Source organism: Vibrio sp. V31_P5A7T61 (assembly GCF_009904895.1).
Taxonomy (GTDB): Bacteria; Pseudomonadota; Gammaproteobacteria; order Enterobacterales; family Vibrionaceae; genus Vibrio; species Vibrio metschnikovii.
The window spans coordinates 263,352-288,404 of the sequence record NZ_WXWI01000029.1; the positions used below are offsets into that span (position 1 = coordinate 263,352).

A 25,053-nucleotide genomic window follows, 5' to 3' on the forward strand; every position below is an offset into this window, starting at 1 on the left:
AAAAATTATAATGCAGGATGCCGAAAACAAATAAATAAGCGCTTCTCACACGAAGCACAACAAGGTCATAACGGGGATAGCGTATGTTTAAAAACCTTTCACTAAAGAATAAGTTGGCTATCTCAGCCAGTATTGCCATCATCGTCGGTGGCGTATTGGTTGAAGCCGTATCGTTTAATGCCGCACTCGGGCGATTGGATATCGAAATCGAGCAACGTTTGCAAAGTGCGACCTCTTCTTATAATCAATACGTTTCTGATTGGCTGGTCTCGAAAGAGCGAGCTCTGACCTCTCTATCACAAGAGGTGAAACCAGAGGCGATTGTTACCCACCTTAAACAGGTTAAGCACTCTGCCGATTTTGATAATGTCTTTTTGGCTTATCCTGATGGCTCACAACAGAATGCCAATGGTGTGGTATTACCACCAGGCAATAACGATCCTCGCCAATGGGGATGGTACATTAACGCCAAAGCTAACCCCAATGCCGTGTTCATGGATAATCCTACCGTCGCTGCGGCGACTGGAGCCAATGTGGTTTCTCTTGGTAAAGCGATCAATTTACATGGTCAAACATTAGTGCTTGGCGCCGATGTGGAGATCACCGATATTCTCAATAGCATGAAGCAAACCATTTTGCCCGGCTCTGGTTATATGTTTATTGCTAATCAACAAGGCAATATTTTTACTCATGCGAATACTCAGTTATTAAATAAGAATGTCAGTGAGTTGGGACTGAATTTTCGCGATATTCAAACGGCACAGCGGTCTGGTCAATACAGTAAAGTGATGATCAATGGTCAAGAGAATGTGCTATTTGCACGTGCGATTGAAGGCACAGCGTTAAGTACGGTGATTGTTATCAATTATTCATCGTTGATTGCTCCTCTCTTTGATGCGCTCTGGGGACAGTTGTTGGTTACCTTTTTAGTCGTTGTGGTCTGTACGGTCTTATTCAATGTGCTGTGTAATATTTTATTCCGTCCTTTAAATAACGTTTCTCATGCTTTAGAGCAAATCGCCAATGGGAGCGGTGATTTAACCCAACGTATTCAGGTTGAAAACAATGATGAAGTGGGAAAACTAGCAGAGAGCTTCAATACTTTTGTAGCAAGCTTACAACAACTGATTGGTCATATTCGTCAGCAATCTGAGCAATTAACCGCGCAGTCTGAGCATGGTGCGCAGCGAGCCAATCAATCGGCTTCTGAATTAAGCCTTCAGCAGCAAGAAGTCACCATGGTCGCAACAGCGGTGACCGAAATGGCATCGGCGACACAAGAAATTGCCTCTCACGCTGAGCAAACCGCTCAAGCAGCACAGAATTCAGCCACCAGCACCAATAATGGCCGTACTTTAGTGCTTAATACCAAGTCGTCGATTCATCATCTTGCTAAAGAGGTGACGCAAGCCAGCTCGGTTATTTCAGCCCTTAATCAACACGCACAAGAAATCTCCACCGTGTTAGCGACCATTCAAGGTATTGCTGAACAAACGAACCTATTGGCGTTAAATGCCGCGATTGAAGCGGCGCGAGCAGGCGATCAAGGGCGAGGTTTTGCGGTGGTTGCTGATGAAGTTCGAGTATTATCACAGCGCACTCATACCTCAACCGAAGAGATAAAATCGACCATTGATACGCTCCAAGAAACGACTAAACGAGCCGTTGCATTGATGGAAAGTAGCTCAAGTTTGGCGAATAACTCTGTTGATGATGCCGATAAAGCGACACATGCATTAGAAGAAATCAATGCTGCGGTTGCTCTGATCAGTGACATGGCGACCCAGATTGCGACAGCGGCGGAGGAGCAAACGCACGTTACGGGTGAAATTACCCAAAATGTGACGGCGATTAAAGACGTGACTGAGCAGTTAGTGGAAGGGGCTGAAGATAGTTTGAGCCAATCGAATCAATTGAAGCAGCAAGCCGCCGAGCTGAGCGCGAAAGTGGCGACGTTTAAAGTGGGTTAGTTGACGCTTACCGCCTTCGCTTTGCAAGGCATACATTTGACCTAATCGGTCATTAAAACGGCCCCTCAGTATAGACTCAGGGGCCGTTTTATCGTTCGTGTGCTTTTATTTATTGATGAGTTACCGTTTGTGAGTAACGACGGGATGGACGGGTAAAGAAAATCGCCACAATCGCCGCAAAAGCTAATGAAAAGCAGTAATAAGAGTGAGCTACAATCTCCAAGGGAGAGAGTTGGAAAATCGATCCAAGTAAGAGTACTTGTGCCCCATATGGCAGGATACCTTGCATCACACAAGAAAAAATATCCAACAAACTTGCCGAACGACGTGGTGTCACCGCATGCTCTTCGGCTAGCTGACGAGCAATACCACCAGAGACGATGATAGCAACCGTATTGTTAGCCGTACAGGTATTGACCATTGCGACTAAACCAGCAATACCTAACTCACTAGCGCGACTTTGCGCTGCTGGGGTTTGTTTTTTGGCTAAGCGCTGGATCCAACGGCTCACCAGTTGAGTTAAAAAAGCGAGTCCTCCTTGGCGACGCATCAGTTCACTTAAGCCACCAATCAACATCGACAATAAGAAAATCTCCTGCATATTGCCAAATCCACGGTAAATATCTTGTCCAAAATTGGCTAAGCTATAGTGATCACTGTGCCAAAGCCCGACACTACCAGCCAATACAATACCTACGGTTAAGACAACAAAGACATTGATCCCCGAGATAGCCAGCACCAATATGGTCATATAAGGCAATACTTTCAACCACTCAATAGCAGAAGTATCAGGGGTTTGTGTTGCGGTACTGCTAAACGCGAATAAGATTAATGAGAAAAAAGCGGCAGGGAGAGCAATGCGAATATTTTCACGAAATTTATCGCGCATTTCACAGCCTTGTGAACGCGTGGCGGCGATGGTGGTATCTGAGATGATGGATAAGTTGTCGCCAAACATCGCACCGCTCAATACGACTCCAGCGGTTAATGGGAGGCTCATACCGGATGACTGAGCAATGCCTAATGCCACTGGCGCAACGGCGGCAATGGTACCCATTGATGTGCCCATCGCCGTGGCGATAAAGGCCGAAATAAGAAAAATCCCCGGTAAAATCATTTCACTTGGGATGGCTGACAGCCCCAAATTTACCGTTGCATCAACCCCACCAGATGCTTTTGCTACCGCGGCAAAGGCCCCTGCCAATAAGTAAATCATACACATCGCAATAATATCTTGGTGCCCAACGCCACGCAAAAACTGCTCGATAGCGCGATTCAGAGATTCTTTACTCAGCAATAGCGCGATGATCACCGCAGGTAAAATCGCGATAGGGGCGGGGAGTTGATAAAACGCAAACTCAACCCCTTGAAACGTGAGATAAGCGCCGACACCAATAAAGAGTGCAAGAAACACGAGTAGAGGGAGTAAGGCGATCGCCGATGGTGTAATGGGAGTAGATGAGTTTGAAGACATGGAACAACAACTTTAATGATCAACAACAAGGAGACGCAGCCTAATCGTTCCAGTAGGGTTTGTCAAATTTAGCCATCTAAACATCTAGATTCTTATATGTCTTTCATTGCACTATTGAATGGATAAGATAATGCGATTTTTTCATCTAATTTTCCCATATTTTGAGAAAGCAATGCTTTCAATCGTTTAGAATTCTCGATATATAAGAATGTAAGTTTGAGCGATAAAGCAATAAAGGCTAAAAAGAACAACATGAATGAAGCAAAAACAACAACCAGTCAGGTTAATGAGAAATCGCTGCAGTTATTGATGCAAGTTGCCGTTAATCATGAACCGGTTTCGGCTAAAACGTTAAGTGATCAACTGCAAGTGCCATTGAGTAGCTTATATCGGCATCTGAAACTGCTTAAAGAGTGGAACTTAATAGAAGAAAGCCCACACGATAAAACGTTAATTATTGGCCCTGCTGCCCTGCTACTTATGCACAGTTATGAGACCAGTCAACATAATTTAGATGCAGTGGAAGCGGTGCTAAGTCGTTTACAGAAACAGACTGGTGAAATGGCGGCCTACATGGTTCCGGTGGGATATCGAGCTTTGTGTGTCAGCCAAAAAGAGAGCATGCAGGCACTTCGATGCAGCTTCGTCCAGGGTCAAAGTCAACCCCTGCTTCGAGGTGCCTCATCTAAAGTGATGTTGGCGTTTATGCCTTCTCAGCGCTGTGAAAAAATACTGCGCTATTTTGGTGAAGATCATCAAATGGAAAAATGGCAAATCGAATTAGAGAAAATTCGTCGCCATGGTTATGCCGTGAGCACCTCTGAAATTGATCCTGGGGTTTCTGGGATCAGCGCTCCGGTAATGAAAGGGAGTAAATTGATCGGGGCGATTTCCGTTATGGCACCGGCTCATCGTGTCGAGACCCATCGGCAACGGATCATTTTACATGTATTACAGGCCGCGCGAGCGTTGCCACCAGAGAGGTAATTCATCATGCTCAGTCTATTCAAACGCTACCGTCTCAGTCGTCCTGAGCCTCAGTCGATGTCTGCTTTTACGTTTTGTACTGTGTGCGAACAGATAAAGCCAATGTCTCAAGTAGAATTTGAATTGGCTCAGCAAAGTTTAGAATTTGCCGCCGATTGGCTTTATCAACAAGGTATCCATGCCCACTATGCTGATGCTGGTCATTTAGTCTTACATGATCCTGCCGATACTCGTTTTCGTGACTTGCTAAGTCATCATTTTACCTTGCATTCTATTCCGGTGATATTGGGCAATTGCCATGAATTGTTGCTCAATGCCTTACCGTTGTTAGCGCTCGATAATGACGAACTCGGGATTATTCATATTGGCCATGAATTTGAATTAAAACAGACTTTAGATCGTCAAGTTGGGTCTGCTTATCATTTTGCATTATCTCGTTATGCTCAGACGCGGTTACTCTATTTAGGGATTGATGCCCAGCGAGTAAATAGCCAAACTTTAGATTATGCAGAAGATTTAGGTTGCGATTGGTTAACTGATCAAGAATGTCATTTTCGGCAACGAAACCAAGTCAAAAGCCAATTGAATCATTATATTGAGCACTGTGACCAATTGCTGATTTCTATTGATCTTGCTTCATTAATCCCATTGAATCGATTAGATGAGCATCATGTTATTGATTGCCAAATGGTGCTGCGTATGCTTCGTCAGCTTGTTCTCTCTGGTAAAGTAAAAATGATTCAGTTAATCGGAGCCAAAGATAAGTTGATCTACTCTAAGGAGACGAAAGCGATTATTGATGAGTTGAATCGTTTGTCTGTTGATATGGCTGGTTGAGCGTTTAAAGTGATGACGTTTTGTCTAAGAACAAGTACCGTGATTAGGCGTTGATTATTGTGTAACCGTCCAAGATCGCGTTTTTAAAAAATTGACAAAGAAATGAATAGAGTTTGATAGAAGTGGATAAAAACTCGTTTACACTCCCTAGCTTCAAAGTGGAGGTGTAAACGTGTTGAAGCAACCAATTACTCAATCTAAATTTGGATTGATGCTATTTATAGCGCTCATGCTGCTATTAATCCCCATCAGTCTTGTCGGGACACAAGTCAACTTATTCGCTTTAGACGATGATCGTCTGACCCAATGGCTGGTCTTACTTACTCACTCTGCCGGTAAAGAAGGGTTTTTGCTGACTTTAGTGGTACTGATTGGTTGGACTTGGTATCGCGTGCCTGAGTGTCGACGCCAATGGTTAGATAAAGCGATGCAACTCTGGGTACTGTTAGTTCTGGCGATGATCCTAAAAACAGGCATCAAACACGTGACTCAAAGCCCTCGTCCTTACACTGAAGTGATGACTCAATCACTCACTCTGCCTTCTCCGCAACACTTTTATCGCTTAGATGCCCAGCAACAAGCGTTAGCCATGGAGCAAATGAACGGTAAAGTCTCTTCGGCACGTTTAGCAGTGTGGGAACAAGAGCGAGATTACTCTTTCCCTTCAGGCCATACCGTGTTTGCTGCACTCTGTTTGCTGTTTTTTGGTGGTATTTGGTTAGAGCAAAAACATCGATTAAGCGCTTTGCTATTATTAGCTTGGAGTGGCTCTATCGCTTTTTCTCGCTTATGGGTTGGTATGCATCGGCCTGAGGATTTATTTGCAGCGGTTTTGTTAATTGGTGCCTTGTATCTCTTCGTTCCGAAACGGTATCCTTGGGCTTGGCGCTATTTACCGTCTTTTTTACGTTATCAAAAACAATAAAAAATGGGCATTACGCCCATTTTTTTCGAGTATTAATGGCCTATAGTGCACCGGCCACGACACCAATTAAACCGCCAAAGACTCCGCCCCATACAACGAGCCAGCCTAAATGTTGTTTAATCATTTTCTGGACAATTTCTTTAACCATTTGTGGTGTTAACTCGTGCAAACGTTGATTGATGATCTGCTCGATATTGGCTTTGATTTCATCCAGCATCGCCGGAGACTCAAGCTGGGCTTTTAAGGCGTTTTTCACGGAATCGCTCTGACTGATGTCGAACATGGACGCTTGCATCTTTTCAACAAAAGGAGCTCTAAGCGGTTGCAGTGCGTCGGCACCGCCAAACATAGCCAGCATTCCACCAAAGGAAGATTGCTGAATCACCTCAACCAAGGAATCAAACGCTGGATTAAAGTCAACCTGAGCAATTACCGGTTCAAGATTGATGGATTGCGAACTGCTCATTTCTTGATTGAGAAAACGCTCAATATTCGCATCAGTAAAAAACTGCTCCATCATCAGGGTCTTAATCGCGTGTTTAAAATCATCGAATCGCGCAGGGATAACCCCTGAACCATAAAGAAAAGGCACTTTTTCAAATAACATATGAATGGCTAGCCAGTTGGTCACCGCACCAGAAAAAGCGAATAATCCTGCACTAAACATCATAGGATAAGAGAAGTAATAACCACCGATTAATACCAGTAAGGCAATGAGGTTGGTCATAATGCTTTTGTTGTTCATGATAAAGTTACACCAAAATGAAATGTCCCAAAGGGACGAAAGAGATAGAAAAAATTAGCTAATATTGTTGAGTCGACGTCGTATGAACGTTGGTTGCATGGGAGGCAGCCAACATTCATAACGATGATGATAGGAAGTACTCACTTTATACCTATCGATTACGCCAAATCGTCTTCTTCACCACCAATAAAACCGCCAGTCTGATGTGCCCAGAGTTGTGCATAGATGCCATTTTGTTGAATCAACTCTTGATGAGTGCCTTGTTCAACAATGTGTCCTTTATCGAGTACAATCAAGCGATCCATAGCGGCAATAGTCGATAGCCGATGGGCAATCGCAATCACGGTTTTATTTTGCATCAGCTCATTGAGGCTTTCTTGAATGGCGGCTTCGACTTCTGAATCGAGCGCTGAGGTGGCCTCATCCAACACCAGCAGTGGCGCATCTTTAAGTCGCACTCGCGATATGGCAATCCGCTGACGCTGTCCACCTGAGAGCTTAACGCCACGTTCGCCAACCTGTGCATCATAACCGACGTTACCAAATGGGTCGGTTAAAGTTTCAATAAACTCATGAGAATGCGCCTGACGTGTGGCTCTTAACATCGCTTCTTCCGAAGCATTGGGGTTGCTGTATAAGATATTTTCACGAATCGAACGATGGAGCAAAGAAGTATCTTGCGTCACCATACCAATGGCAGCGCGCAATGAGTCTTGAGTCACTTCTGCAATATTTTGACCGTCGATTTTGATAGCGCCACCTTCTACGTCGTGAAAGCCTAGCAGGAGATTAACCAACGTTGATTTCCCAGCTCCGGAGCGACCGACGAGGCCAACTTTTTCTCCAGGTTTGATAGTCAGGTTGAGGTGATTGATCACCCCTTTATTTTCACCATAATGAAAACTGACGTTTTCGAACTCGATTTTCCCTTCACGTACTTGCAAGGTTTGGGCATTAGGGCTGTCTTCAATCGCAATCGGTTTAGAAAGCATTTTCATGCCATCGACCACCGTGCCCATGTTTTCAAATAGAGCGCCAACTTCCCACATGATCCATTTTGACATGCCGTTGATACGCAGCGCTAAACTGATGGCAATCGCAATCGCTCCAACAGTGATCGCACTGCCCATCCATAAATAGATCGACATAGCAGCAATCGTAAATACCAAGACATAATTGGCGATTTCGACGCAAATATTAAAACCGGTCACTAAGCGCATTTGGCGGTGCACCGTATCGAGAAACCCTTCCATACCTTGCTCTGCATAATCGGTTTCACGTCGGCTATGAGAAAATAGTTTGACGGTCATGATATTGGTATAACTGTCAACAATTCGCCCGGTCATTAGCGACCGAGCATCGGCTTGCTCGGTAGAGATTTTTTTTAATTTCGGCACGTAGTGTACTTGAATCGCGATATAAGCGGTAAGCCAGAGCAACATCGGCAGCATGAGTCGCCAATCGGCTTGAGCTAAAATAAACAGCATGGCTGAGAAATAAACAATCACGTAGACAAAGACATCCAATGTCTTCATAACCGTTTCACGTACCGCTAAAGCGCTTTGCATCACTTTCGTGGCAATGCGACCGGAAAATTCATCTTGATAGAAAGAGAGGCTTTGTTTGAGTAAGTAACGATGTGCGAGCCAGCGTATCGACATCGGATAGTTACCCAGCATGGTCTGATGAATTAATAATGAATAGACTGAAACAAGGATTGGCATTCCCACTAAAAGGAGCAGCCCTAGACCAATCAGTGTATTTCGATTCTCACTGAGAAATGTCTCTGGCTGGCTGGTGGATAGCCAGTCGACCAAGTGTCCCATAAAACCAAATAAAGATACTTCAATGACGGCGATTAAAGTACTTAATAGCGCCATAGTGATTAACGGTTTTTCAAAACCTTTGGTGTAGTGTAAGCAAAAAGCCCACAAGGTATTGGGTGGGCGCTGTGGCTCTTGTTTGGGGAAAGCATCGGTCAAACTTTCAAATCGTTTATACATGCAAAAACCTTAATCTACGCTCTATAGTTTGGGAGAAATAGCGTTTCTAATAAATAGGGGACATCAATGAGGAAGCGCTGTTATAACAGAAGTGGTGTGGGAGATCAAAATCGCTATTATCGACAGCAAGTAGGTGGTCGAGCCGATGAACACCTACTTGCTAGAGGCTATTTGTGCGATTTTTTCCGCGGATGGCTGTGCAAAATCGCCATCGACATGGGAAGGAGGACAACCTCATCTTTTACCGAGTCTTGATGTACGGTGCGCATATTCGTATCACAGATCACACACCATTCTTGATCCGTTTCTCCTGGCAGTGTGAAGCGTGTATTAGCGTTGGTTTGATTAATCAAATAAGCGAGCTCTTGGCCATGATCACCAATGCCAATATGCAGTATTACCGAGTTACGTTGATTCCAGTCATCCTGCTCCATTAATGTACCGTCATTACGTCGCCAAAAAACGCGGTTTGAATTGCGAGTTTCACCACTGAAGGCGCGAATAAACGGCACCATATAACGCTGACGAGCAGCAACCATTTCACCGAGCCATTGTCTGAAATATTCTTTACGTTCCGTCAATTGCCAGTTTAACCAACTGATGTCGTTATCTTGGCAATAAGCATTGTTATTACCTTGCTGAGTATGTGAGACGACATCCGCAGTAAGAATATGGGGGATCCCAAACGCAAACAATAAACTGGCCATAAAATTACGTTTTTGTCGCTCACGAATGGTACGAATGACCATATTGTCGGTATCACCTTCGAAACCATAGTTATCCGAGCGATTATCACCATGACCATCACGATTTTGTTCGCCATTGGCTTCATTGTGTTTATGTTTGTAAGAAACCAAATCTTGCAAAGTAAAGCCGTCATGATAGGTGATGTAGTTGACGGTTAATTTATAGGGCCACTGTGATGCGCTGTATAAATCGCGTGAACCCATGATTCGTGTGGCAAACTCTTTTAAAAAGCCTTGATCGCCACGCCAAAAACTTCGCGCAATATCTCGTAATTTATCGTTAGTTTCATTCCAGCCAAAAGGAAAATTACCGACTTGATAACCATTTGGACCAATATCCCATGGCTCGGCAATCAACTTCACTTGTTGTAATACAGGGTCTTGAGCTACGGCTTTAAAGAACGCGGCTTCACGACTAAAATTATCGCCATCACGCCCCAAAGTGGCGGCTAAATCGAAACGAAAACCATCAATCTGATACTCATTGACCCAATAGCGCAAAGTATCCATGACAAGATTTAAGGTGGGCTGATAAGTGAGGTTAAGTGTATTGCCGCATCCGGTAAAATTAGCGTACATTGAGCCGTGCTTGAGGTAGTAATTAGGATCTAGCCCTTTCAGATTAAAAACGGCACCCCCTTCACCGCCCTCAGCCGTATGGTTATAAACGACATCCAAAATCACTTCGATGCCTTGTTTATGCAGTTCGCGGATCACGGTTTTCAATTCCTGTACCGCATCACTTTTGGCGTAACGTGGGTCCGGCACCATAAATAAATATGGGTTATAGCCCCAGTAATTGACTTTACCCATTTCGAGTAGGTGAGGCTCATGCATACAGGCGGCGATGGGTAGCAGTTGCAATGTATTGATATTTTGTTGCTGATAAAAGCTCAGCATTGGTTCACTAATTAAACCCAAATAAGTACCGCGTTGTGATTTAGGGACATTAGGATTGAGTTTAGTCAGCCCCTTGACATGGGTTTCAAAAATAACCATCTCATCACGTGGCCGTTTAGGGCGTTGCACGCCTTGCCAGTCAAATTGATCATCGACTACGACACATTTGGGCAAATCAAAACTACCATTTGGTGTTAACGGCGGCTGATAGGTCAGTGGGCCATCTAAGGCCTGAGCGTAAGGGTCAGACAGATAAAATAGCTCGCCTTCGACTTGAGTAATAAAACCGTAACGTTGTCCCGCCTTAACGCCTTCCACGTAGGTGTGCTGGATACCGGCATATTCGTGATCCAAAGGATGGGTTTGGTAGCTGCCATCGACATGAAAAAGTGCTAACACAATATCTTTGTTAGCGGGGGCGAAGACAGCAAAATTGCATCCATCGTTATCGAGTGTCGCACCGAGTGGGTACGGCTGAGAGAGCATGGCTTTCATGGTAAGTTACCGTTGTTATTCTATTTTCAGTCACTGACTTATTAAGTAAAAGGCTTTGTCAGCATAAGGTCAAGCGCCTAGTCACAAATATTATTATGTAATTTTATTTCACTCTTGCGGTTAACTTATTGTGAAATAGTGATCGCTCATACATTTTGTATGAATTAATGGTGTTGGTTGGTACCTATCTCCCCCCTAATTCCGTGATCAACCTATTAAAAACACCATTCGGTAAAATCTCTCCTCCTTTCTCATCCCCCCTAAATATAGTTAGGGTGGAGGACGTCACCCTTGTGTACTTTTAGTAACCTGCTCAGCAGCTGAAACAACGGGGGATTCATCCCGTCTCACCTCTACTTTTCGTTATTCATTTCTGCCTTTATGAGTCGCGTCATGGTTGAGGATAAAAATAGAGTGATAAAAGAAAACCCTAAATGGAGTTAACAATGAAAAAAGTAAGTGTAATTGCTGCCGCAGTGGCTGCTTCTTTAGCAGCAGGTTCTGCTTTTGCTGTCGATTTTAATGGTTACATGCGTGCTGGTACGGCCATCAGCAATCATGGTACTGGTGATCAAGCGTTTGAAAAAAATGGCGTAGGTCGTCTAGGTAATGAAGATGACAACTACTACGAGTTTGGTTTTGCTAAAGAGTTAAAAACTGGTGAGCAAACTTGGAAAGTTGAATCAATGATTGCAAGCTCGGACGAAGGTAAGAGTGGTTGGGAAAGCAAAGAAATTAACGTTGCTCAGTTTAACGTGCAAGCAAAAGGTTTGTTTGCCTCAGATCCTGACGCGGTTCTTTGGGCAGGTAAACGCTACTATCAACGTAAAGATATCCACATTACGGATTTCTACTTCCTAAACACGTCTGGTACTGGTGGTGGTATTGAAAATGTTTCGATTGGCGATCAAAAGCTCTCTGTTGCATTGATTCAAGATGGTGCTCATGAAAACTCAACCGGCTATATTTTTGATGCTCGTCTAGCAAATATTGGTGTATGGGATAATGCTTCTTTAGAACTTGCTGTTGCTTATAACTTTGCTACTGATAAAGATAATGTCAGTGAGCAAGCAGACGATGGCGTACTACTCAGTGCGATTTTACATCAAGGCTTAAGCAATGGATTTAACCAAACTATTCTACAATACGGCACTAATGGTTATGGAAAACAAGTGGCATATTTTGGCTCAGGTGCGTGGTATGACCGTGGTACGTCAGCGAATAATGATGCAAGCGCGTTTCGTTTGATTAACTGGGGTGTAATGAGCCTTGGCGAACAGTGGGAAATGGGCCACCAATTGGCTTATATGAACGGCTCAGATATCAGCGCTGCGAAGTTAAGTACAGACCAATACTCGGCAGTAGTACGTCCGATGTATAAGTGGAATGATACGATGCGTACCGTCTTTGAAGCCGGTTATCACGGCGGTAAGAAAGCTGCAGGTACAGAAACCGAAGACTTTGGTCATGCTAAGTTGACTGTTGCTCAAGCTTGGGCAATGGGTGATAGTTTCTGGTCTCGTCCGGAGTTACGCGTTTATGGTAGCTACCTACACGATACGAAAAATGATGATCGTTTCGGTACAGGTAATGATTCAGAGTTTGTTGTTGGTGTGCAAGTAGAAGCTTGGTGGTAAACTGCTAACAGTTTCACATTATTAAGTCCATAGATAAATAGCTGACTTAGGTCAGCTATTTTTTTAAAGGTTTATGCGAATCTTTAAAAAAATAAAATAGGGGATCCTTATGTATTTTCGAGCATTATTATTAGGAGGCTGCATTGCTTTAGCAGGGTGTCAGTCTAACCCGCTTATCGAACAGACTTCTGCAGATTCAGCAAGACAACAATTTGAAATGGTTGCTCAATTACAAGCTACCAAAGTGAGGTTGCCTAGCACAACAAAGGTCTCTATCACGCCTAGTACACAATATTTAAAGAATGATCTTATTTCTAGCCCTGTCGCGATGTTTGAAATCCCAGCAGATCGAGGCCAACTTTCTTTAACTATAACGAGTGAAATTAAAGATTCTGTTTTTTATCCACACGTTATGGTTACAGACAAGCAAGGTCAAGTGATTGAGTCATTTGATAGCGCGAGTTTTGAGTATCGTAAACCTCGGCTTAATAAAGGAAATCGCTTAGTTTCAGAACTGGATTTTTTTCCACCTCAAGGATATAGCATACTCTATTTAATCGTTTATACAAAATCATCTGATCTTCAGGCAAGTACATATGTTGCACATCCTGGCCGCATTGACGCAGAGGCTCGCGGTAACTATATGCCTGAACTTAAAGATATTCCAATACCTCATCATTTAACGGGGACCATTGAGCTTGATGTTGCCGGTCCAAGTTGGTTGTCATTCAATCGTTCTCCATCTAAAACGTCAGTATCAACCGAAGCAGCAACAGTTCAGCCAGATACTAAAAATTATTATCACACCGCTATCCAACAAGCGGTTGCTGCAAATGATATTCCTAAAGCACTTGGTCTGCTGGATGAAGCTAAAGCCTTAGGGATTGAGAGTGCACAAGCGGTATTTGTGAAAGCCGTTAATAGCAGAACTCACTAATGAGCGCTTTAGAACATTTGGGGTAGCGCTAGGGTTGATTTTTAAGCCATGAACATGCCGCATTTTCTAATGCGGCATGTTCTTATTTAATCATCGAATGTGTTACTCTGCCTTGACTTAATGGTTAAAACCAATGCGTAGCTTTCTTCGTTTACTGAACGTTGTCGTCAGGAAGAATTATCAGTTTGATGATCATTAAGGTACTTTTATACACCAGCATCACTATTTTTCACGCTATGATTAGTCACCAACGGATTAAGAACTTTATTACATGAACACCATTGGAATTGCTATTGGCGCTACCGGTCTCTCACTCATCCTGATTTTTATCTGGATGATTTCGTTATCGATTCGTAAAAAACGCCTAGAAGCAGAGAAGAAAGCGCGTGAAGAAGCGTATCGTAAAACGTTAGAGCGAATGCGTGAGCAGGAGAAAAAGGATCGGCTTTTTAAAGCAGAGTCTGGTCATGTACCGACGATGCTGTTCCTTGCTAAAGAAGCGGAACGAAATAACCTTAAAGAAGCGTTATTTTGGTATGAACGTGCAGCGAATTTCGACAATATTAACGGTATGTACGGCGTAGTACGTGTCTGTGGGAAAATGCGTGAAGATGTTCTGATTAAAGAGAAAACTAAGTTTTGGCAGCAATTTATTCGAGCGGTTGAAGGTGATTTGGCAGCAAAACTCGCCACTGGAGAGGCGTTGATTTATGGCCGAGGGACGGAAATTAACGTCGTTAAAGGCGTTGAGCTCATTCAAGAAGCGGCAGAAAGCCAACACATTGACGCCATGCTGTTTATGGGAGAATGGTGTGTTTCAAAAGACAATCTATCACCATCACCACAAGATTCGTTTTATTGGTATTCAAGAGCGGCAGAGCTCAATAGCTTAGAAGCAATGATCAAGCTGGGTCTCAATTATCTTGAGGGTATTGGTGTGGTGCGTGATCATGCTAAAGGTTGTTATTGGTTAGAGCGGGCGGCAGAGAAAGGTCATCCAGAAGCGATGTATCTCGCGGGTAAGGCGTGGATAGAGCACGGAGAAAATGGCAATGAAGTCGCTTATATATGGCTATTTTTGTCGGCGGCTTTCGGTCATAAGCCAGCGATTTCTTTACGGGATCAGGTGGGTACTAAGATTGGTGTCGACTCGGTTGTTGAGTTGCAATTTCTGGCGAAGCCACTACAAAGAAAAATAGCCACTTATACCGTCAACAATCATGGCATTATTCGTGCACTCAATAAGTTTTATAAGCGTTCGGTTCCCATTCCGAAGAAAGGGGAAGACGTTGGCCCAGAGGAGCGAGTAGAAGTTCCTCAAGATGAGGATAGCCCTCAAGTGAATGAGCTAACCGCCGATGTTGAAACCGATCCAGCACGATTGGACTTCTCACTCAGTCCGATTGATAAACCTAAAACTCCTTAATCTTATCAAGCAATACAAAGTGGTCGTTGGCTGACTGAGCCATGCTATTGATTACCTCAGTTGGATAACTTGCCAACAAAAACGCCCCTTAATAAAGGGGCGTTTTGTATTGTGCACAGACGCTTTATCAGATTAAGCTTGGTTCTGTTTCGCCTGACAAACGGCAGCAGTAAACACCACATCGGTTGAGCTGTTAAGTGCTGTTTCAGCAGAATCTTGAATCACTCCGATAATAAAGCCAACCGCGACGACTTGCATTGCCACATCATTCGAAATACCAAATAAACTACAAGCAAGTGGTATCAAAAGTAGCGAACCGCCCGCCACTCCAGAGGCACCACAGGCTGAAATTGCCGCGACAACACTCAATAATAATGCGGTGAAAATATCTATTTCAATGCCCATGGTATGAACGGCTGCTAGCGTTAATACGGTAATCGTAATCGCTGCACCGCCCATATTAATCGTCGCGCCAAGGGGAATAGAGACGGAATAAGTATCTTCATCAAGCTTTAATTTCTCACACAGTGCCATATTCACAGGAATATTTGCTGCGCTTGAACGGGTGAAAAAGGCAGTCACTCCACTTTCACGTAAACACTGGAAGACTAATGGGTAAGGGTTGCTTTTGGTTTTTGCATAAACGATAGCTGGGTTGACAATTAACGCAATAAAGAGCATCGCGCCTAGCAAGACAACCAGCAGTTGAGCATAGCCGATTAGCGCATCAAATCCGGTTGAGGCAAAGGTGGATGCAACAAGACCAAAAATACCAAATGGAGCTAAGCGGATAATAAAGCGAACAATTTGTGATACACCATGGCTAAGATCTTCAAATACGGATTTAGTGGTTGCAGAAGCATGATGCAGTGCTAAGCCAAGGCCAACCGCCCACGCAAGAATACCAATATAGTTGGCTGACATTAGCGCGTTGACTGGGTTATCGACTAACTTGTATAAAAGTGTTTGGATGACTTCGCTAATACCCTGAGGTGGTGTCGCGCCTTCAGCTCCGGCAACCAGTGTCAATGTGGTTGGGAACATAAAGCTTAACAAAACCGCCGTTAATGCGGCTGCAAAAGTACCGAAAAGGTAAAGCACCACGATAGGGCGCATATAAGTGTGTTTGTTTTTCTTTTGGTTAGCAATTGAAGCGGCGACCAAGATAAACACTAAAATCGGTGCAACGGCTTTGAGTGCACCGACAAATAGATTACCAATCAGGCTCGCACTTTCTGCTCTTTCTGGTGAAATAATAGCCAGTGCGATGCCTAGCACGATCCCAGCTAAAATTTGTAATACCAGATTTCCACGAGCAAAACGGGCAAGGAGAGAGTTGCTTTGCATAATTATCCCTGTGTTCAAATGTAATTATTAGAGTGTTGAGCCTTGAAATCGAACCAATGGGCAGATCTGATCAGTGTTCAACGACCGATTCGATGCGTTGAGCAGCCAATGTGGTTGGTCATCATCCGTTTCAAGGCATTGTTAGCTTCAGCGATCTTGTTTAGTCAAGATCCATCCGTGCTATTTACTTCAGTGATGATTGACTGAAGGTAGCCAATAATAATCACCCGATATCTGGTGTCTAGGTTTAATTACTCACAATCATGAAAAATATCAATGTAAAATGAAAGTAATTGCATTGCCTTTATGTTGTTAGATTATCTCGGTTCTGTTGTTGAAGTGTGAATTCAATGGTGAGCACATAAACTCGCCTCAATGGTTCTGTTCACGCTGAGCAATTTTTTCTAGTCCAAGGACGATGATCACCGCACTTAGCATGCATAGTATGGCAATGCCTAATTGTGCTGGTTGAGTGGTGAGTTGCTCGTAATCCCAAGGCAATAGGTTGTGCTGTAATACCGGAACTTCTTGGCCACTGGAGTTGGTTCGCCACGTTAACGTTTCTTTCCACGGCCAAATTTTAGGTAGTGTTCCCATCATCAGACCCGTTAAAAAAGTCAGAGTGACATCTCGATAACGTTTGAGTAGCCATGATAAAAGATGGGAAAAGCTGGTAATGCCTAGGATACAGCCAAACATAAATAAGCTCAGCATATCAATTTGTAACGTCTTGACAGCATTGAGGATCGGAGTATACATGCCGAGTAATAGAAGAATAAAGCTGCCTGAAATGCCAGGTAAAATCATTGCACAAATCGCAATGCTGCCTGCTAGCACGATATTGAATGTTGTCACATCGAGTTGAATAGGATTAATCATGGTGATGGTATAAGCGAAGACACCACCGACGATAAAAGCGAGAAAACGTGAAGCCTGCCGTTTTTCTACTTGCTGCAGCATATGCCACACCGAGACCATGATTAATCCGAAGAAAAATGACCACGTGGGAATAGGTTGGTTAACTAATAGCCAAGAGATGAATTTCGCTAAGGTAAGTATACTGGTAAATATACCACTGAATAAAACCAATAAAAATCCGCCATTGATATGGCGAAAAGTGGAGAGAAACCCATGTTGTCGCCAATGTTGGATTAGGTGTGGGTTAATGCGCCGAATACTTTCTAATAAAGTATCATAAATTCCGGTAATAAAAGCGATAGTGCCGCCAGAGACACCTGGAACAACATCTGCTGCTCCCATAGCGATCCCTTTTAAAAATGTGCTGAGATAATTCATTATACTGACCTAAAGGTGGCTATTAAGCGGTGGAGAAGTATAGCGAAGTCCACTTCCCCCTCCTACCGTTGTTATTGCTAACCGCGATTCATCACTGAGCTTGAAGGCTTTAATCGCTGCCGTGTTTGAGTGTGATCTAAACCTTGTTTTTCTGAGTTTAATGATGCTTTTTTGCAATTAACTGAATGAAAATATTAGTAAATATAACGCCAGTCACTGATTGCAACTTTAAATATAATTAAACCTAGTGCATAATTTGTTGCGGCCCTTCTTAAGCCGAGGGCCGTTTTAATCAACTGACGTTGTTAGTGAACGACAATTTGTTCACCCAATACAAGCCAGTCGCCGTGTTGCGACTGGCTATTTTTTTGTCGTTAAGAAAATGATGTTTTATTGAGATGATTTCGTCAGCATCAGTTTAGTACCATTGAACTTTAACTGCCCGAGCAGCGTTTTCGCACTTTCTCTTCCTGACTCGTCAAATTTCAAGCCATACCGAACGTGATGAATCGAGCGCTGTAGATTGCAAATTCGTCCAGTTAGAGGCGAAAAAACTTGGCTATGCTGTCGCTCAGTCGAGATATCAATACTGACATGATCGCCAACTTGCCAATGGCGGCTTAATGGTGGTGTGATAAAACGGCAACCATTTTTCGATAGATCTCTCACCTCACATTCAGAACGTTGGTTTTCACAAATCACACGAGCCGCCAAATTAACCTCATAACGGGGTTCTTGACGCAATTGCGTCACCTGCATGGTATTGGGGATAGAAAGTACCAAAAGAGCCAAAGGATCTTGAATGGTATGCAGCAGTTGGCTACGGAAATGAATTTTTGCCCCTTCACCGCGCGATGAAATAGCGCGAATATGGATCCAAAAACCTTGCTGGAAGTAATAATTCAAGTCATCGGCTGAAATTTTAGGCGTTTCAATCAGTAAATAAGTGTCTGAATGAGTACCAATAAACGCGGTTTTGCAAAGAAATTTTGTTCCTACCGGTGTGGTAATACTTAAGGTTAACTCACTGCCATGCTCTACCATCGCTAAAGCATCAATACTGTTGACCGTGGTGACGGTATCGGCTGTTGATTGTGGTTTAGGGTGAGCCAGTTTTTCATGATTGATTAATGACGTTGTATGCATAAATGCTCCGCGTTCAGACTCTTGGGTGTAATCGTTGTTTTGTCGATTTTTTATGGGGTCTGAATTCGCTTTTTGTTAAATTTATAAAAGTGAACAGTGGCCGATCTTAGGTGGATTCGAGGCCTTTTCCAAGCAATTTAAGCAAAAATTAAGCGTTTTAGATCAAGTTTGTAGTTGATGACTATTCACTACAAACTTGATTGCGGCCATTGGCTTTCGCTCTGTAAAGCGCTTTATCAGCACGATAGAAGGTTCGCTGAGTATTTTCACCATCACGATGGAGGGTGATACCAATACTGACGGTGAGACCTCGTTCGCCTAATATGGTTTGCCAATCGTAATTGACGATACGTTCTCGGAAGGTATCGGCATGCATGATGGCTTGATCTAATGAACAGCCTTCAAGGATGACTAAAAATTCTTCTCCACCAAAGCGCACACAGGAGGCTCCACGAAACTTAAAATAATCGGCAAGCGTTTCAGAAACATGAGTAATCGCTTTATCACCGACTAAATGGCTTAATTCATCATTAATCGATTTAAAGTGATCAATATCCACCACTAAAAAAGCAAAGGACGTCTCGTGGAGCAGTAAATCTTTCAGCTTTATTTCTAACCAACGGCGGTTATGTAATTGAGTCAATGGATCGGTGAACACGTCTTGTTGTAATTGAGCAACGGTGTTTTTTTGATGCTCAGTCGTTTCTTTTAGCTCACGATTTTCTTGTTCAGAGAGAATCAGTTTTAATTGTGGCTCAAAACGAGCCAAGCGGCGCAGCTGAGCCGCACCCAGTTCACCAATCGGAATACGTTTTACTAAGTCAGACTCTAAGCGAAAGCCTTTTTTCTCATAATATAAAGCGCGTTGATAGTCGCCTTGGCGTTCACACACTTCACTGAATGCCGCATACAGACTCTGCTCTAAAATCGGTACGTTAAGTTTCTTAAGACGTTTTTCCGTGGTAGTGAGTAGCAACGCGGCCATGTGTGCTTTATCTAACTCTAATAAGCAATAAGCTTGTTCAATGCGTATCATGTTAGATAGCCACATCGAATGGACGTTACCACTGACGTATTGGACATGGGATAGTCGAGTGACTGCTTGATCCAGTTGACCGTGTTGACGACATAACTTCGCTTGATACAGCGCAATTTGCCCCATCAAGGTTTTATCACTGACCAAGATACTGAGCTCTTCGCACTCCTTGAGTAAATCATAAGCCGCCGAAAAACGTTGAAGATGCAGATAGCAGGCCAGCATATGTAATTTATAACGTAAGCGTAACGATCGGCTACTGAGAGCGTGGTCAAGCGCATCGATTTTTTGGTAATAACGCAGCGCACGGTTATGATCGCCGTAAGCATCACATAAGTTTCCCATCCCAAGTACTGATTGTGCAAAGTCATCAATATAGCCATGGGTGACGGCAAGGTGGGAGATAGTCACGTATTCGTTGAGTGCCGCATGGTAGTGGCTAAGCTCAATTAAGCGTTCGCTGAGACTCTGTTTAATACTTAAAATTAGCTCAATGTTTTTGCTGGCACTGAGCAGTTCCAGTGCGGCATTTAACTCCTCAGAGCTGGCTGCTAATTGGTTTAGTTCCGCGCGATACTCGGCACTTAACGTAAGACACAAGGCTTTTTCTTCAGGAGAATTGGCGATATGTTGATAAACATGATGCCAAAAGATGATCGCTTCTTCCCCATTCACGGCGGTGACGTCTAACCCTGCATCCTGAATTTTATTGAGCAGTGTTTCCATTGGCCTCTTCCTGTGCTTGAAGTTGTTCTAATTGTTCCAAAGTAAACGGAAAACTCAAGATATCATGCCAAGTTAATCGTGGTTTTGGTCCGGTTAAGCCTTTGCGTTGCCATGGATAAACATCCAATATTTGCTCAAGGGTATGATAAAACTGCTGGGCTTGAGGGCCGGTTTCCGCCAACAATAACGCTAATCGTGTTGGGCTTAAACGGGATAATAAATCCGGCGCGACACATAAGGTATGGATGATTTCCGTGCAGGTATCTAAATAGGAGGGATCGTCATGACGAATGATCAACACGCAATGTTTACTTTGCTTTAACTCCGCTTTGTAAAGCATTAGCTGCTCCCACCAGTAGTTTTCGGACACCACATTAGATAAATGTTTTTGTGGATCATATTCATACTGGGAGCGGATACGATGAGTGAGTTTTCGAGCCCGCTGTTCTAATTGCCGTTTTGAGAGGCGCGCCTTATCTAACCCTAAGTGCGCGGTATGTTCACGTTGCATGCTAAGAGAAAGCTGTCGATATTTTTGAAAGGCGGCCAATGCTTGCGGGTAATTGCCACTCTCTTCCGCGACTAACGATTGTTGATAGCAAATTTGCGAGAGCAGCTCTCTATCATCGAATTTTTCTGCAGATTGTTCGGCCAAAGCGAGTAACTGACCAGCTTTATCGATGTCTTTACGCAATAATTCTAATCGTGCGCGGCTAATATAAGCGTGAGCTTTCATCCATGGCAGGTTATGTCGCTCAGCTAAATCATGCGCGCGTTGTGTGGCTTGTTCGGCATCCGCTAAACGTTCTAAACCCAATAATGCGAGGCTACGAAAATCCCATATTTCTGCTTGCCAAGTTTGATCGGCATGAGTTTGCAAGGCTTCTTCTGCGCCATCGAGCACAGAAAGCATATCTAAGTAATGATTGAGCAGATAAAGGTCCCAAGCCCATAAAATCCGAGCTTTGCCTTCTAACCAAGCGATTCGACAATTATTGGCGACTTTGACGGCTAATTCATGGGTAGAACAAGCCAGTTGATAGTCATGAGTCATGCGCCAAATATTACCCAGTCCGATAAGGCTTTCGATTAGGATTTCGGTATCATCGACAAGGGAAGCTTGCTCAAGCGCATTAATCCAATACTGTTGTGCGGTGTAATATTTTGCTTGTCCCCAGAAGTGCAGAGCATGAACATGAAAAATTTCGGCAAGATAATCATCATTATCTTGGCTGTGTTGGTGGAGATAAGCTTGCTTAATGGTTTTCAAACCAAGGCGATAATCGCCATTGACCCAAGCGCAACGTGAGAGAATGATCTGTGATTGCAAGATACCCTGAGAATAATCCAACTGCTCGGCTCGAGATAAACATTGCTGAGCGATAGCGATGACCTGTTGAGGTTCAGAATCAATTCTCGATTTTAGTTGTTTAATTTCCTGTTCGAGGAGGCGCTGATGCTTATCCAAATGATCATCCTTATCAGTACCATGCTGATTGATTAACCTTAGGCTATCTTTCCTAATCAAGGATGATTGAACCTTTTTGTGCATGGTCTTTAGGCTTAAGCTTATCTCTATCGACAAGTAATGTACTGTGAATTACTCGATGACACTGTATTTATTGATCTTAGTTCACATTTCTTGATTCACCCCAAGGTGTGGTAAGAAAGTCACTTCCCTCTTAGTTTAGTGTGAATACGTGATGGGGTCGATAGACCCTGTGTTCAAGCCTATGACCTTGATTGAGTACTGAATACCGCCCGCAGGGGATGAAGAGTGTTTTTGCGGGCGGTTTTTAATGCTGGCGGAGGCTACGTTATGATAAAAGCTCTTTTAATGTTAAAGGCTGTTGAGTTACGCCTAAGTTTTGTGCTGCGGTGAAACCATATTTATCTTGATAACAGAGGTTATGCCAAGCACGGAAAATATCCAATAACGGCAAGATGCCACCGGGACGTAATTTACGACGCGGTTCATTGATCAACGATTCAAACAGTAATTGGAAGCGCTGTTGGTAGAAAGCTATTTGACGGGTGGAAGCGATCGATAACCAATGCTCAGGATCGGGATGATTACCCGCTAAATAACAGATCCCTTTCGCGCTATTCTGATGATTAATAATCGCCCATCGATCTCGCCACCAGCCCATGAGGACGATATCGATTTTGTTGAATGCATGATGGTTTGACCAGGTTTCATCCTCTTCAACGTACATCAGATGTACGGTGTTATTTTGGATACGAGGTAAGCAAACACTCATTGAGGCAGAGCGTAGTAAAGGATCTTGGGGCATAAAAATTGTCACAGGTTTATCGCTGTGACACAGATCGAGCACATGCAGATAATGAGCATACGCAGTATAGGGCGGACGAATTAATGCTCCTTTTGAAGGATAATCAAAACGCGTTAAATTCCCCATTGGGTCTTCAACATTGCCTCGCGCTAAAATCGTTTGATATTTTTGATCAATCCGTTCCCGTAAAATAGATGAAGAAACTGACAGCGGAAGGTTGGATTCTGAAGAGTAATCTTTACTGACAAAACGGGCAGGTAGATGATAAGGATCGTGATCGTTCGTTCCTTGCGCCTGTTCATGGATTGAATAGTTGACATGCTGACACAAAATATAACCGGTTTTGGCATCACCCGTTGCCATCCACAGCGCGCCATTATTGCTGCGAGGTTGTAGCGGCAAATAATAAGAGGCTAACTGATACGTCTTGGCGTGATTGACCCATCGCGCGTCAATCATGGCTAATTTACGTCGGCATCGGCTGGCAATGTGTTCGACGTGATCATAAAAAGTTTTAGGATTGATGTGTAACTTGCGGCAAATCTCGCGCACAGAATATCCGGTAAACAGCAAGCCGAGTAAGCTCTCTTGTAATAAAAGTTTATTATTTGAACCTGACCATTTATCGACAAAAGTCGAGTGGCACTGTTTACAGCGATAACGCTGTCTGTCGCCACTGTAACCAAAAGCGTGATAAAGGTGTTTGTGAGTGTGCACCGATAAGCCAAAATTTTGACAATTATCGCGCCGGCACGCGGGCAAACCATCGCTGTGTTGCTGACGTAAGCGATACAGCTCATTAAGCACATCGCGATTATTAAGTAAGGGGGGGAAAGCTCCACACTCACGACAAACCATCGTTGGCCGCTTTGGGTTCGCATGTTGCAGAACATAATGTTTTGCGTCGCTCAAGCCAAAGTTATCACACGCCAATGTTTTACAAAAGTTGAGTTGCAAACCTTCAGCGGCCGCTGGTAATTGGTCGTTAGACACGATCTCCCCCTCGGGGTAAAAAATTAAAGGTTGATTGCCGTATCGAGCGCAATAGTCATCATCTCATGGAACGATTTTTGACGTTCTTCAGAGCTGAGTTTTTCACCACGCAAAATATGATCAGAGACGGTGAGAATAGCGAGTGCGCGAGCGCCGTGCTCTGCCGCAACACCATAAATACCAGCGACTTCCATATCGACACCTAAGATGCCTAGCTTTTTCATCTTTTCAAAAATTTCTGGCTCTGGAGTATAAAAGAGGTCGGCAGAGAAAATATTACCGACTTTAACTGGAATTTGATGAGCGCGCGCTTGGTTAACTGCGGTTTCTAGCAAGTCATAATCGGCCACTGCAGCAAAATCATGCCCGCCGAAACGGATGCGGTTTACTTTAGAATCGGTTGATGCGCCCATCGCGATCACCACATCCATTAAGTTAACATCATCACGAACAGCGCCACAGCTACCGATACGAATAATATTTTTTACGCCGTATTCAGCCAGCAGTTCGTGTACATAAATGCTCGCGGATGGAATTCCCATGCCGTGACCCATGACGGACAGTTTGACACCTTTGTAAAAACCGGTGTAACCGAACATGTTACGGACATCACAAACTTGGGCCACATCGTCTAAATAGGTTTCGGCGATGAACTTTGCGCGAAGCGGATCGCCAGGCATCAAAATGGTTTCTGCAAATGCGCCTGCTTGTGCGTTGATATGTGGGGTCGCCATCATTTTTCTCCAAGAGTTAATCAGTCACAATAGTTAATTACGATTATTGTTGACTGATGAATGTTCAGTTTCAGCAATACTATCTTGTCGTACCAGTACTCCGTGAGAACTAAGTCACAAAAACACCTTGATAATCTTTTGAATCCCTTATTGATAACTGAATCTGTTTAATTTGATGGCGCAATCGATTTGTTAATCGTTTGAATCACAAAACACTGGTTTTCTCGCTGTAATTTTAGGCTTTTTAGCAGCTTGATCGAATAGGGAGGCAAAAGATGCTCATTTTCATGTACAAAAAAATAATTTGTATAACTTTGCGGAGCTGTGCTATACCTTATACAAATAAAATAATTGTACAACCGTGAGTGATGTTACCCAACATTATCGTCATTAGGAGAA

At 43.5% G+C, this 25,053-nt stretch carries 18 protein-coding genes; 7 read left to right on the top strand and 11 right to left on the bottom strand.

All coding sequences use genetic code 11. The features are described 5' to 3' along the window. Window positions 1-83: 83 nt before the first annotated feature. A complete protein-coding gene (locus tag CAG58_RS07340) occupies window positions 84-1,970 on the top strand; it encodes a methyl-accepting chemotaxis protein (RefSeq protein ID WP_161425818.1) in 1,887 nt (628 codons plus the stop codon). Window positions 1,971-2,079: 109 nt separating this feature from the next. Here CAG58_RS07340 and CAG58_RS07345 read toward each other — a convergent pair whose 3' ends face one another. Further along, window positions 2,080-3,444, bottom strand: coding sequence for a Na+/H+ antiporter NhaC family protein (locus CAG58_RS07345; protein WP_158145263.1), 1,365 nt, complete (start codon window positions 3,442-3,444; stop codon window positions 2,080-2,082). Between the two features lie 252 nt (window positions 3,445-3,696). Here CAG58_RS07345 and CAG58_RS07350 point away from each other — a divergent pair, with 252 nt between their 5' ends. The 3 genes from CAG58_RS07350 to CAG58_RS07360 all read left to right on the top strand — a co-directional run bounded on the left by CAG58_RS07350 (window position 3,697) and on the right by CAG58_RS07360 (window position 6,193). Then, a complete protein-coding gene (locus CAG58_RS07350; protein WP_004396815.1) occupies window positions 3,697-4,431 on the top strand; it encodes an IclR family transcriptional regulator in 735 nt (244 codons plus the stop codon). Between the two features lie 6 nt (window positions 4,432-4,437). Continuing rightward, entirely contained in the window at window positions 4,438-5,268 is an 831-nt protein-coding gene (locus CAG58_RS07355) for an arginase family protein (protein ID WP_161425819.1), read from the top strand. A gap of 172 nt (window positions 5,269-5,440) precedes the next feature. Continuing rightward, window positions 5,441-6,193 carry a phosphatase PAP2 family protein gene (locus tag CAG58_RS07360; protein WP_161425820.1) on the top strand — a complete coding sequence of 251 codons (753 nt, stop codon included), beginning with the start codon at window positions 5,441-5,443 and terminating at the stop codon, window positions 6,191-6,193. 40 nt (window positions 6,194-6,233) lie between these two features. Here CAG58_RS07360 and CAG58_RS07365 read toward each other — a convergent pair whose 3' ends face one another. From CAG58_RS07365 to glgX, 3 genes are all read right to left on the bottom strand, one after another. Then, window positions 6,234-6,938, bottom strand: a complete 705-nt coding sequence (locus CAG58_RS07365; protein ID WP_161425821.1) for a DUF445 domain-containing protein — start codon at window positions 6,936-6,938, stop codon at window positions 6,234-6,236. Between the two features lie 158 nt (window positions 6,939-7,096). Beyond that, window positions 7,097-8,941, bottom strand: coding sequence for an ABC transporter ATP-binding protein (locus CAG58_RS07370; protein WP_161425822.1), 1,845 nt, complete (start codon window positions 8,939-8,941; stop codon window positions 7,097-7,099). Between the two features lie 167 nt (window positions 8,942-9,108). Beyond that, on the bottom strand, window positions 9,109-11,082 hold the full coding sequence (glgX, locus tag CAG58_RS07375; RefSeq protein WP_004396810.1) for a glycogen debranching protein GlgX: 1,974 nt from the start codon (window positions 11,080-11,082) through the stop codon (window positions 9,109-9,111). 446 nt (window positions 11,083-11,528) lie between these two features. Here glgX and lamB point away from each other — a divergent pair, with 446 nt between their 5' ends. The 3 genes from lamB to CAG58_RS07390 all read left to right on the top strand — a co-directional run bounded on the left by lamB (window position 11,529) and on the right by CAG58_RS07390 (window position 15,082). Next, window positions 11,529-12,719 (top strand): maltoporin LamB, encoded by a 1,191-nt coding sequence (lamB, locus tag CAG58_RS07380; RefSeq protein ID WP_161425823.1) that lies wholly within the window; start codon window positions 11,529-11,531, stop codon window positions 12,717-12,719. Window positions 12,720-12,828: 109 nt separating this feature from the next. After that, window positions 12,829-13,656, top strand: coding sequence for a MalM family protein (locus CAG58_RS07385; RefSeq protein ID WP_161425824.1), 828 nt, complete (start codon window positions 12,829-12,831; stop codon window positions 13,654-13,656). A gap of 271 nt (window positions 13,657-13,927) precedes the next feature. Next, window positions 13,928-15,082 carry a tetratricopeptide repeat protein gene (locus CAG58_RS07390; RefSeq protein WP_161425825.1) on the top strand — a complete coding sequence of 385 codons (1,155 nt, stop codon included), beginning with the start codon at window positions 13,928-13,930 and terminating at the stop codon, window positions 15,080-15,082. Window positions 15,083-15,214: 132 nt separating this feature from the next. Here the strand turns inward: CAG58_RS07390 and sstT are convergent, their stop codons facing one another. From sstT to deoD, 7 genes are all read right to left on the bottom strand, one after another. Further along, window positions 15,215-16,429, bottom strand: coding sequence for a serine/threonine transporter SstT (gene sstT, locus CAG58_RS07395; protein WP_161425826.1), 1,215 nt, complete (start codon window positions 16,427-16,429; stop codon window positions 15,215-15,217). A 372-nt stretch (window positions 16,430-16,801) separates the two neighbouring features. Next, entirely contained in the window at window positions 16,802-17,725 is a 924-nt protein-coding gene (locus CAG58_RS07400; RefSeq protein ID WP_161429832.1) for a DUF368 domain-containing protein, read from the bottom strand. A gap of 390 nt (window positions 17,726-18,115) precedes the next feature. Beyond that, a complete protein-coding gene (locus CAG58_RS07405) occupies window positions 18,116-18,769 on the bottom strand; it encodes a flagellar brake protein (RefSeq protein ID WP_233268140.1) in 654 nt (217 codons plus the stop codon). Window positions 18,770-19,052: 283 nt separating this feature from the next. Continuing rightward, window positions 19,053-20,633: a GGDEF domain-containing protein gene (locus tag CAG58_RS07410; protein ID WP_004396804.1), complete on the bottom strand. Its 1,581-nt coding sequence runs from the start codon at window positions 20,631-20,633 to the stop codon at window positions 19,053-19,055. Further along, window positions 20,614-22,101, bottom strand: a complete 1,488-nt coding sequence (locus tag CAG58_RS07415; protein ID WP_161426021.1) for a hypothetical protein — start codon at window positions 22,099-22,101, stop codon at window positions 20,614-20,616. Before CAG58_RS07415 ends, CAG58_RS07410 begins: the two co-directional genes overlap by 20 nt. Before the next feature lie 349 nt (window positions 22,102-22,450). Next, on the bottom strand, window positions 22,451-23,920 hold the full coding sequence (locus CAG58_RS07420) for an IS1 family transposase (protein ID WP_161426020.1): 1,470 nt from the start codon (window positions 23,918-23,920) through the stop codon (window positions 22,451-22,453). A gap of 23 nt (window positions 23,921-23,943) precedes the next feature. After that, entirely contained in the window at window positions 23,944-24,654 is a 711-nt protein-coding gene (deoD, locus tag CAG58_RS07425) for a purine-nucleoside phosphorylase (RefSeq protein WP_161426019.1), read from the bottom strand. Between the last annotated feature and the right edge of the window lie 399 nt (window positions 24,655-25,053).

Bases quoted from the DNA above. Each gene is read 5' to 3' on its own strand.
- CAG58_RS07400 (WP_161429832.1), bottom strand. From the start codon at position 17,725: ATGAATTATCTCAGCACATTTTTAAAAGGGATCGCTATGGGAGCAGCA.
- CAG58_RS07365 (WP_161425821.1), bottom strand. From the start codon at position 6,938: ATGAACAACAAAAGCATTATGACCAACCTCATTGCCTTACTGGTATTA.
- deoD (WP_161426019.1), bottom strand. From the start codon at position 24,654: ATGGCGACCCCACATATCAACGCACAAGCAGGCGCATTTGCAGAAACC.
- CAG58_RS07355 (WP_161425819.1), top strand. From the start codon at position 4,438: ATGCTCAGTCTATTCAAACGCTACCGTCTCAGTCGTCCTGAGCCTCAG.
- lamB (WP_161425823.1), top strand. From the start codon at position 11,529: ATGAAAAAAGTAAGTGTAATTGCTGCCGCAGTGGCTGCTTCTTTAGCA.
- glgX (WP_004396810.1), bottom strand. From the start codon at position 11,082: ATGAAAGCCATGCTCTCTCAGCCGTACCCACTCGGTGCGACACTCGAT.
- CAG58_RS07350 (WP_004396815.1), top strand. From the start codon at position 3,697: ATGAATGAAGCAAAAACAACAACCAGTCAGGTTAATGAGAAATCGCTG.
- CAG58_RS07345 (WP_158145263.1), bottom strand. From the start codon at position 3,444: ATGTCTTCAAACTCATCTACTCCCATTACACCATCGGCGATCGCCTTA.
- CAG58_RS07405 (WP_233268140.1), bottom strand. From the start codon at position 18,769: ATGGTAGAGCATGGCAGTGAGTTAACCTTAAGTATTACCACACCGGTA.
- CAG58_RS07370 (WP_161425822.1), bottom strand. From the start codon at position 8,941: ATGTATAAACGATTTGAAAGTTTGACCGATGCTTTCCCCAAACAAGAG.
- CAG58_RS07410 (WP_004396804.1), bottom strand. From the start codon at position 20,633: ATGGAAACACTGCTCAATAAAATTCAGGATGCAGGGTTAGACGTCACC.
- CAG58_RS07390 (WP_161425825.1), top strand. From the start codon at position 13,928: ATGAACACCATTGGAATTGCTATTGGCGCTACCGGTCTCTCACTCATC.
- sstT (WP_161425826.1), bottom strand. From the start codon at position 16,429: ATGCAAAGCAACTCTCTCCTTGCCCGTTTTGCTCGTGGAAATCTGGTA.
- CAG58_RS07385 (WP_161425824.1), top strand. From the start codon at position 12,829: ATGTATTTTCGAGCATTATTATTAGGAGGCTGCATTGCTTTAGCAGGG.
- CAG58_RS07340 (WP_161425818.1), top strand. From the start codon at position 84: ATGTTTAAAAACCTTTCACTAAAGAATAAGTTGGCTATCTCAGCCAGT.